Annotated in this window: 3 protein-coding genes and 1 pseudogene; 2 read left to right on the top strand and 2 right to left on the bottom strand. The window is 59.0% G+C overall.

Translation table 11 applies throughout. The annotated features are described in order from the left end of the window. Positions 1-618: 618 nt before the first annotated feature. On the bottom strand, positions 619-2,949 hold the full coding sequence (gene pbpC / locus M0974_RS15070) for a peptidoglycan glycosyltransferase PbpC (protein ID WP_297838135.1): 2,331 nt from the start codon (positions 2,947-2,949) through the stop codon (positions 619-621). Between the two features lie 86 nt (positions 2,950-3,035). Here pbpC and M0974_RS15065 point away from each other — a divergent pair, with 86 nt between their 5' ends. Further along, positions 3,036-3,329 carry a hypothetical protein gene (locus M0974_RS15065; protein WP_297838132.1) on the top strand — a complete coding sequence of 98 codons (294 nt, stop codon included), beginning with the start codon at positions 3,036-3,038 and terminating at the stop codon, positions 3,327-3,329. 129 nt (positions 3,330-3,458) lie between these two features. On the opposite strand, the pseudogene M0974_RS15060 reads toward M0974_RS15065, so the two are convergent. Next, positions 3,459-8,365: pseudogene (locus M0974_RS15060) on the bottom strand (alpha-2-macroglobulin). 251 nt (positions 8,366-8,616) lie between these two features. Between M0974_RS15060 and M0974_RS15055 the strand changes: the two are divergent. Then, the coding region (locus tag M0974_RS15055) for an MATE family efflux transporter (protein WP_297838129.1) at positions 8,617-9,736 on the top strand (1,120 nt) is incomplete at its 3' end.

The following is a 9,736-nucleotide window of genomic DNA, read 5'->3' as shown; positions in this document are numbered from 1 at the left end:
TTCCTGTTCCTGTTCCTGTTCCGGTGCCTGTACCCGTGCCAGTTCCCGTCCCTGTTCCGGTACCTGTACCTGTACCTGTTCCCGAACCCGTATCGGCGACGCCACCAGTCCCGCCAGTACTGCCGGTGCCCGTACCGGTACTTCCCGCTCCGCTGTCCGTTCCCGCTGCTGGCGAAGAGCTGTCTACGTGGCTTTTCGAACCGCCACCACCGCTGCTGCAGCCACTCAGGCTCACAGCAAGGACGAGGGCTAATGCAGTACTTGCTTTCAACAACACCTGAGTATTCATGGGAAAGAATCCTTGCAGCGGATGACGGTTATGAGTTGAAAACTAACCGGTGCGCCGGTTATTTCCGTTTGTGAGTACATAACAATCTTTTGCCCGCTTTCCAGCAATTCACAACTTGGTATTAACAACTTATATACATCGGGTTTTTTGTTGTGCGAAACGACTAATACCAAGGGACTAGCGGCCCATCACGAAACCAAAATAACCAATAAAATCAATAGCCTTTGAAATCGTTTATTTTATTTTAAATCCATTAAAACTTTAGTTATATATTTACAATTAACTACTTACTAGACCGCAAAAAGAAGGTCCTGCGGCTCTGATCACGATCAATCCCCGACGTCGAACTCTACCCTTGCAGTCTGGCCACCTTCGTCGAGCACGCTAAGTTGGTGACGACCCCGTCGCGCCAGGGTCGGGTTAAAACTGTCCTGATTCGCCGTATTCGCCATAGGCACACCGTCGATGAACCACCAACGGCGACCACTGCCACCCAACGCCGACAGCGTGAGCCGTAGTAGTTCTTTACTGCCTGTCGGCAGGCGAAGCTGGTCACCTTCACGCACGCCGACGATGGACAACGGCGACGCCAGGCTCGACGTCATCGGTGGGCAGCTCTGGTCTACCGCCGGTAAGCGCCCGTCGCGCCGTTCCGACCGGGGTAGCCAAGGCTCCAACGGCGCAGGCCACAAGGCTATGTCTCGGGCTTGGGCGTCAGGGCAATTGACGGCGACACGCAGGCCACTGGTGTTCACCCATACTTTTTCCAACAAGCCCAACCCGAGTGGCTGATCGGCAGCCTGCAACGTCGGCGGGGTGGTGCCATCCAGTGTCCAGGCGAACCGCTGGCGTCGGCAGTTCGGGTCGTTTTTGTTCATGGGCTGACCCAGCGGCCAGCAGATCGCAGCCACGCCGACACTGAGCGGCACCGCTTGCACAGGCGCGACAATCCCGCGCTGGCTGTCGCGATTGATTAACAGGTCATGCACTTGAAGCATGAGTGGAGCAGCCGAGGCTAAACCGAATTGACCGGGCACCGGTGTACCGTCGGGGCGCCCAATCCAGACACCGATCAAAAACCGTGGCCCGACGCCAATCGCCCACGCATCGCGAAAACCATAGCTGGTACCGGTCTTCCAGGCCAACGCCGGGCGCTGAACCAGATCAGCATGGGGATCAAGGTCAGGTCGCGCCTGACCACTGAGAATCCGCCGCACAATCCACGCCGAACCGGGCGACAACATCGGCCGTTCGCGAAGCGTGTCTTGGGGTTGAAAACGCACATTCGCGCTTCTTCCGCCTCGGGCGAAGGCGCTGTAACCACTGACCAGATCCTCCAGGCGACTGCCTGCGCCTCCCAGAATCAGCGCCAGACTCGGCTCGGCCAACGGCGGCAACGTCAGAGGTACGCCGCCGTTTCTCAACTCTGCCGCAAACCGTTTCGGGCCGTACGCTTCAAGCAGTTGCACCGCCGGCAAATTCAATGACAGCGCCAGCGCACTGCTGACCGATACCGCGCCGCTAAACCCGGAAGAAAAGTTGCCCGGTCGATAGTCACCGTAACGGCGCGGCACGTCCTGTAGCAGCGACTCGGAGTGGATCAGGCCCGCGTCCATGGCCATCCCGTACAGAAACGGCTTGAGGGTCGAGCCCGGAGACCGCAGCGCGCTTACCATATCGACGTGCCCGAAGCGCCGCGCATCGTTGATGTCCACCGAACCCAAATAGGCGCGAACCGCCATGTTCTGCTCTTCCACCACCAAAATCGCCGCCGAGGTATGTTCCGGCAACCGCGCACGCCAGCCGAGCAACAAATCTTCCAGGCGCCGCTGCAGCGTGGCATCCAGGGTGGTGCGGATTAGCGCCGGGCTGTCCGGTCGGTTCAAACGTCGTGCGAGCAATGGCGCAAGGCTCGGCTCCTGACGCGGCGCCAGCAACAGCGGCTCTTCCAGCGCCTCGTTGACTGCCGATTGCGGCCACACCTTGAACTCGGCCAAGCGTCGAAGCACTTTGTCTCGCGCCGCCTGCGCACGTTTGGGATGCCGATCAGGACGCAGCCGGCTCGGTGCTTGCGGCAACACCGCAAGCAAGGCGGCGTCGGCGTAGGTCAGTTGCTGCGGCGATTTGCCCAAGTATGCCCAACTGGCGGCGGCGACTCCTTGTAAGGTGCCACCGAACGGCGCGCGATTAAGATACAAAGTAAGAATCTGATCTTTGGACAGGTGCCATTCCAACTGAGCCGTACGCCACAGCTGGCGCAACTTGCCAAGCAATGTTCGCGAATGCGGATCGAGCAAGCGCGCTACTTGCATCGACAACGTGCTGCCGCCGGACACAACACGCGCTCCGCTGAGGTTTTGCCAGGTTGCGCGCAATAGCGCTAAAGGGTTCACACCCGGATGCTGATAAAACCAACGGTCTTCATAAGTCAGCAACGCATCCAGGTAAAACGGCGACACTTGGTTGCTGGTCACCGGATAGCGCCACACACCATTGGCATCGGCAAACCGCCACAATGGCGTACCGTCCTCAGCCAGCACCACCCGCGCCACGTCATCTGTGGGCAGTGGCAGCGGCCAAATGCGATCAGCCAGCCACACCAAAGCAATCATCAACAACACAGCGCCTAACGTCCTGCGCGCAAATTTTCGCAAATTCAAGGCAAAGAGCCTCTATCATCCACGGAACTCGTTGAGCGGATGAATAGCCCAAGGGGGCAGACTTCCTTTTTCATCAGGGCATACATATGCAGGTAGAAAGCTTTTTCGAATGGCTCGGCCAAATGCTGGGCGCCATCATTCGTTTCGTGGTTGATGGATTGGATTGGTTCTTCAAGCTGCTCGGGCACGCCGGGGGCAACTTTGTCGAAGGTTTGTCTCGTACGTTGGGCATGAGGACCTCGCTGATCAGCATCATCGCGCTGATCGTTGGTCTGATGCTGCTGTATTCCGCCATTCGCGCCTTCATGCGAGCCTCGATCATCTCCGGCATCATCTGGATGATCCTTGGCCTGTGGTTGCTGAGCTGGATTATTCATTAACAAGCGCACCCTCGGGCAACCCACAAACCCCGTGCGAGCGAATTCATTCGCGAATGGCAGCGATGCAGTGTTTCAGGAAGACCGCACCAGTCGCTTCCCGAATGAATTCGGTCCCACGGATTTCCGCACCTATTTCCCCTTCACCACGATCTGCGCCGGGGCATCGCCCAAGGCTTGCCAGTTCGGCCGGTACATGGATTCAACCTGAGGCGGTGGCACGCGGTAGGTGCCGGGTGTTACGGCTCGCGCCAGATACAGCAGGTGCGTGGTATTGAAGGCCTCCAGATTCACCGCAGCCACGTAGCGATCACCACGAAATTCCTGATGCGCGATCCCGGCGTTTTGCATCGACTGGCGCCATTCCTTCGCCTCGCTGCTGGCGTCCTCCAGGCTAGCCGCGCTTTGCGCCAGGTTCTGATTTTCCAGCTCTAAACCGGCAGGCAGCAAGTCCACCACCAGCGCATCCGGAACACGTTGCTTGGCTTTTACCTCAATGTGCACCAACACCAGCTCGCCGCTTTTCAGTGCGTTCAAGTTCAGTGCCTGACCCTTGATACCCAGATACTCGCGACGAATGCTCAGGTTCTCACCGCCGGGTAACGGTGGCTGTTGCGGATAACCGGAGATCGTCAGTTGCTGGTAAAGCGTATCGCCGCCCTTGTTCTGCACCGACAGCGGAGAGGCCAAAGTGGCGCCTTCCAGCTTCAAGCCCGGCTGGCTGTTGCTCAACTCAAGTAGTTGACTGCCACTGCTCAGTTGCGCAGACCAGCTGGCTTCAGGTTTACCCAGTAACCCTCGCCCGGCAAGGAACAGCGAGTTGCGCTCCTGCGTCGATAACCAACGGCTCGCGGCCAGTTGATCGGACAGCTCGAACAGCCGCTCTTCACGTTTGTCCGCCAGCAGATTGTTTTCTTCCAGCAATGCCAGAATCAACGCTTGATCGCGTAACGGGCTGCCATAGTCAGCCAGCCAGTCATTGGCGTTGCGAGTGACCGCCAAGCCAGCGATCAATGCTAGTTCGGCACGCGGTTTATCGCCCATTTTGTCCAGCGCGATAGACAGCTGCACCAACGGCAAGCCCGAGCGCGCATCAGCACGCCGCTCAAACAGGCTGCGTAATGCTCCCAGCGGCGCTTGCTGGCTGCGGGCCAACACCAAACCGGCATAGGCCTGCACAGCAAAGCGCGTGTGATCGGCATTTTCGCTGTAACTGACCTCGATCAAATTGCGCTCTTGCAGGTAACGCAGCAAACGGTCGTTGGCTTTTTTCAAGGCTTCAGGTGGCACGGCGTAGCCTTGCTCACGAGCGCGCAGCAAGAAGTCGGTGACGTAGGCGGTCAGCCAATATTCCTCTTCGCCATCGGCGCCCCATAACCCAAAGCTACCGTTGTAGCGTTGCATGCCCAGCAGGCGCTCGATGCCTAGCTCGACCTTGCGCTTGCGATCAGCGTCCGGCTCGCCCTCAAGCCCCAGACGTTTGAGCGTAGCGGCGTCTGCATACAGCGACGGGTACAGCCCGCTGGCGGTTTGTTCCAGGCAACCGTAGGGGTACGCCTTAAGGGCGCGAATCTGCTCACCGAGATTCAACGGTGGCCGACTCGACACCGATAACATCGCCTCCCGGCCCTCGGGTTCGAACGCTTGCAGTGCATCTTCCGGCAAGTTCCAAGGCTGATCCTTGAGCACCGCTCGATAGTGTTTGAGCAGTGCCGGATACGCCGGACGCACGCCTAAGGTCCACTCGCGACTGAAGGCTGGCAGGTTCTCTCCCGGCAGGTCGAGGCCTTGCACCAGCACCTTGATTTTGCCCTGGCCCAACCCGCCCTCCGCACGTACCGGAATCTGCAACGTCGTACGCTGACCTTGCGCCAATGTCACGGTCTGCCCCGCATTGGCATTAACCAGACTGAGCTGCCCTTCGGTACTGAGCTGGACGTTGAGGGTTTGTGCTTTACCGGACAGGTTTGACAGGTCCAGCGCCACTTGAGTCAGGTCGCCGCCCGCCAAGAAACGCGGTGCCGACAATTCGGCAATCAGCGGTGCGGCCACCACGGTTTTCGCTTCGGCCATGCCATACCGATCACCACTCCAGGCTTGCGCCATGATCCGCAGTTCACCGTTGAAGTCCGGGATATCGACGCTGACTTGCGCATTGCCCTGCTCATCCAGCGACACCGGCGCACTTTGCAATGCAACAATCGTGACGCTGGTTTGCGGCGGCTTACCGCCTTTGGCCAACGCCGCATCGCCGCCAAACGCCAGACTCGCCAAACGTCCCTGTCCGGCTTCGATCAATTGCCCATAAACGTCCAGTTGATCGGCGCCATATGACTTACGACCGAACAGGCTAGAAAACGGGTCCGGGGTCGGATAGTCGGTGATATTGAGAATGCCGACGTCCACTGCCGAGACCAGCACATGCACGAACTTGGGTACGCTGCCGTCAGCATTCTTGGCATTTACGCTGAGCTTCAACGGCTGCTTGGGACGCATCTTCTCGGGCGCGGTAATGCTCAGCGCCAACTTGCGTTGCGCACGGTCCAGTGGCAGGTGTAACACGCCCACGGCTCGTTTGGGCGTGACATTGGCTTTGCGCTCGCCCGGCCGAATCACCAGCGCGCTGATGTACAAATCGTGGCGCGCCCATTCTTTGTCCAATGGAATACTGAAGGCTTTACCTTCAGCCGGAACCTCGATTTCCTGCCACCACAACGGCCCGTCGCTGGACTCAATCATCAAGTAGCCTTTGCCGGCCGCGGGTGGTGTGACCGTGACTTTAACCGTATCGCCGTCCGCATAAGCGGGTTTATCCAATGCCAGTTTTACCTGGTCCGGCCGCACCGCACCGCCCTCGGTATTGTCCTGCTCTCGGTAACCGGCCCAGAACCGCACGCTGCTGGTCATGCCAGTGCCTGGGTCTTCAACTTCAACCCGATACGGCCCCCACTCAACAGGAAAACTGACCTTGGCGGTATCACCTTGCTTGATGCTCAGGGTTTGCTCGTCAAGGTTCAAAAACTTCTCGTTGTAGTGATAGCTCCAGCCATCACTGTCCGAGTAGTTCCAGTAGTAATCCCGGCGCTCGCGCACCAGCCGCACTTTGAGGTTATCCGCAGCCAGTTTGTGGCCTTGGTTGTCAGCCATGAGCAGTTCGAACTGCACCGGGCCGTCACCGTCGGTTTGATCGCCGTCGAACAAGGGCCGGATTCCGGGCAAATGGTCGGCGGGCCACACCGGTTGAATCAAACGCCGGGTAATCGGACGCCCTCCTGACTCCTGCAGGCTGGCTTGGAGGATCAATTGCAACGGCGACTTGGCCTCGGCCCATTTACTCTCTACCGCAAGGGTCAGCTCACCCTTGGCGTCGAGGGTGCTTTCTTCAAGGTCGATGTCTTGGCTCAATTCCTCTTCGGTCACCGAGCCAAATTGATAACCGGGCAAGGCCGGCACCGCTTCACGCAACGGCCTGACATAGAGCTGGCCGGTCAGTCGATTGCCCGAAGCCGGGGCGCCATACAAATAACGGCCATTGATGTCGAACTCAGCATCAGCCGCTGGCGTGAGCGGCACATCGCTGCCCTTCAGTTCAAGGGCCAATCGCTCGGGCAAGAAGTCTTCAACTTGGAACTCATACACCTGCGACATGCCATCGCCCAGATCAAACACCAACTGCCAGCGTCCCGTCGGCGCTTCGTTGGCCAGTTGCAACTGATACTGATACAGCGCGGTGTCGTCGGCCTTCCAAACAAACTTACGGCTGATCTGTTCATCCGGCCGCCGAACCTCGACAGTGATCGGTTGCGGCTTCACGTCCTTGCCATCGCGGTCGCGCAATAAGCCGTTGAGCAACACGGTTTCACCGGGACGATAAAGATCGCGCGGGCCGAATACAAAAAATTGAGGGGATGGGCTTTGGGCCCAGCGATGTCGAATTCAGCCAAGTCCAGCGCCGCGCTGTTCAGCCGCAACATGCTGGTCTGTTCCCCCAGATGGGCCAGCAACACCTCAGCCTTGAGTGGCGACGGCAGTTGAGCGTGTCCAGCGTTGTCGGTTTTGCCCTGGCCGACCACCTTGCCGTCAGCGTCATACAGGTCCAGCTGGATGTCGCTCAACGCTTTGCCGCCTTCCAGCGCCTGGGTAAATACATCCAGGCGATTTTGATAGCGGTGCACCGACACACCGATGTCGCTCAAGGTGAACAACGTTGCCGGCTGCGAATAGTTGTAAGTGCCCGAAGCGCGCATCACCGCCAGATAGACACCCGGTTGCTGCAGCGGCTTGAGACCGGCAATCGGCAATAACAGGGTCTCCCGGGTGTTACGCGCCGGGTTCAGGTCGAAACGACCGCCATAGACCAACTCGGCCATAGGCAGCAGGTCTTTGGATTCATAACTTTGCAGGGTGCTGCTGTGTCCCCATTGGCTAAGGAAGGCTGGCAGAGACTCGGGCTTGATACGGAAGAACTCGACATCGACTTTATCGACGTTCAACGCGATTACTGGCAAGCCTTCAGCCAATCGGGTGGGTAACAGACTGCCCCGGCTAGCGAAACCAACGGTGGATTGCAGGTCTTTGGTTTCCAGTCGGCTGATGTATTCAGCCGCCAACTTGGCTTGATTGATTGAGACCAATCCGGCGTCCACCGTCAGGACCAATTTGCGCTGCGGCTCAAGATGCCGCAGGCGCAACTCCATCAAGTTATCGGACACTTCCCAGGCGCCGTCGACCTTGCCGGTTTTGGTGTCGACCAGGTGCAGCTTTTCAGCGAATTTCTGCTCGGGGTCCAACGGCACGGAGAAACTGACCGAGAGGGTACTGGCGCCGTCGACCTGGATTTCCGAGACATCGACCACGGTCAACTCTCTACCGGCATAACGCTTGCTCAGTGCAGGGAGGTCCAGCGTGGGTTTCGGTGCATTCGACTGCACCGCCGCCGGGATGGGCGCCGGGGCAGCCGTGGGCTTGTCTGACGTTGACGAATCGCAGGCGCTCAACAGCATCAGCGCACAGGCCAAAAACAATCCTTTGTTAAGCATGAGTCACTCATCTACAGCCATTGTGAAGAGCTGAACTATAGAGCACGCGCACGTTGAAAACATTTCAGTGAATAAAAAATCAGAATGAATTCACACATTCTCTGTAGGCGCCAACTTGTTGGCGATATAAGCAACACTGCGGTGTTTCAGACAGACCGAGCCGCCCGTTTCCCGAACACGTTCGGTCCCACCGGGAGGGGTGATGCACGGCTGCTTACAAGGTTACACTGCGCGCCTTCCGAGGAGCCTGCATGTCTACGTTGCTGACCGATTGGCGCGACCGCACCACCCATCGACGGGTGTGGGCGTTGGCCGCACCGATGATTCTTTCGAACATTTCCGTGCCCTTGGTGGCGTTGGTAGACAGCGCCGTCATCGGCCATTTGCCCCACGCGCATCAACTGGGCGCAGTGGCGGTCGGAGCAACTCTATACACGTTTCTGGCGTGGGCCATGGGCTTTCTGCGAATGGGTACCACCGGATTCGCCGCCCAAGCGGCCGGGCGCAGCGATGGCGCGGCACTGCGGCAGATTCTCGTACAAGGGCTGCTGCTAGCCATGATTTTAGCCGCGCTACTGGGCGTGGTGGCCCTGCCCTTTAGCCATCTGGCGCTGGACATGATGCAGCCCTCGGCCGACCTCAAACAGCTGACCCTGGACTTCTTTCACACCCGGCTGTTCGGTTTGCCCGCTGCACTGGCGAGCTACGCGCTGGTCGGCTGGTTCCTCGGCACGCAGAACGCTCGCGCGCCCCTGGCGATTTTGTTGACCACTAACCTGGTAAACATCGCGCTCAACCTTTGGTTCGTCATGGGCCTGGACTGGGGCGTGGTCGGCTCGGCGCGGGCCTCGGTGTTGGCCGAATGGCTCGGCGCTCTGTTGGGCCTGGCATTGACTCACAAAGGCCTGCGCGCTTTCCCTGGCCACGTGGCGTGGGCGGCATTGAAACGCTGGCGGAGTTGGCGTCCACTGCTGGCGGTCAATCGCGATATTTTCATTCGTAGCTTGGCGCTGCAATCGGTGTTTTTTTTGATAACGGTACAAGGCGCACGCCTGGGCGATGCGACGGTGGCCGCCAATGCCCTGCTGCTCAACGGTCTACTACTGACCGCTCACGCATTGGACGGGCTGGCACATGCCGTCGAGGCATTGTGTGGTCATGCCATCGGCGCCCATGACCGCGCGGCATTGCGCCGGTCATTGACCGTTGCGGCTGGCTGGTCGCTGTTGGCCAGCAGTGCATTTGCGCTGCTGTTTTTGCTCGCGGGGCATCTGTTCGTCGAGATGCAGACCAACATCCCCGAGGTCCGCGCCATGGCATTCGAATACCTGCCTTACCTGGCGGCGCTGCCAATGGTCGCGGTAGGCAGCC

The organism is Pseudomonas sp., from assembly GCF_026224925.1.
Classification (GTDB): domain Bacteria; phylum Pseudomonadota; class Gammaproteobacteria; order Pseudomonadales; family Pseudomonadaceae; genus Aquipseudomonas.
This window is presented reverse-complemented; position numbering and strand designations above follow the sequence as displayed.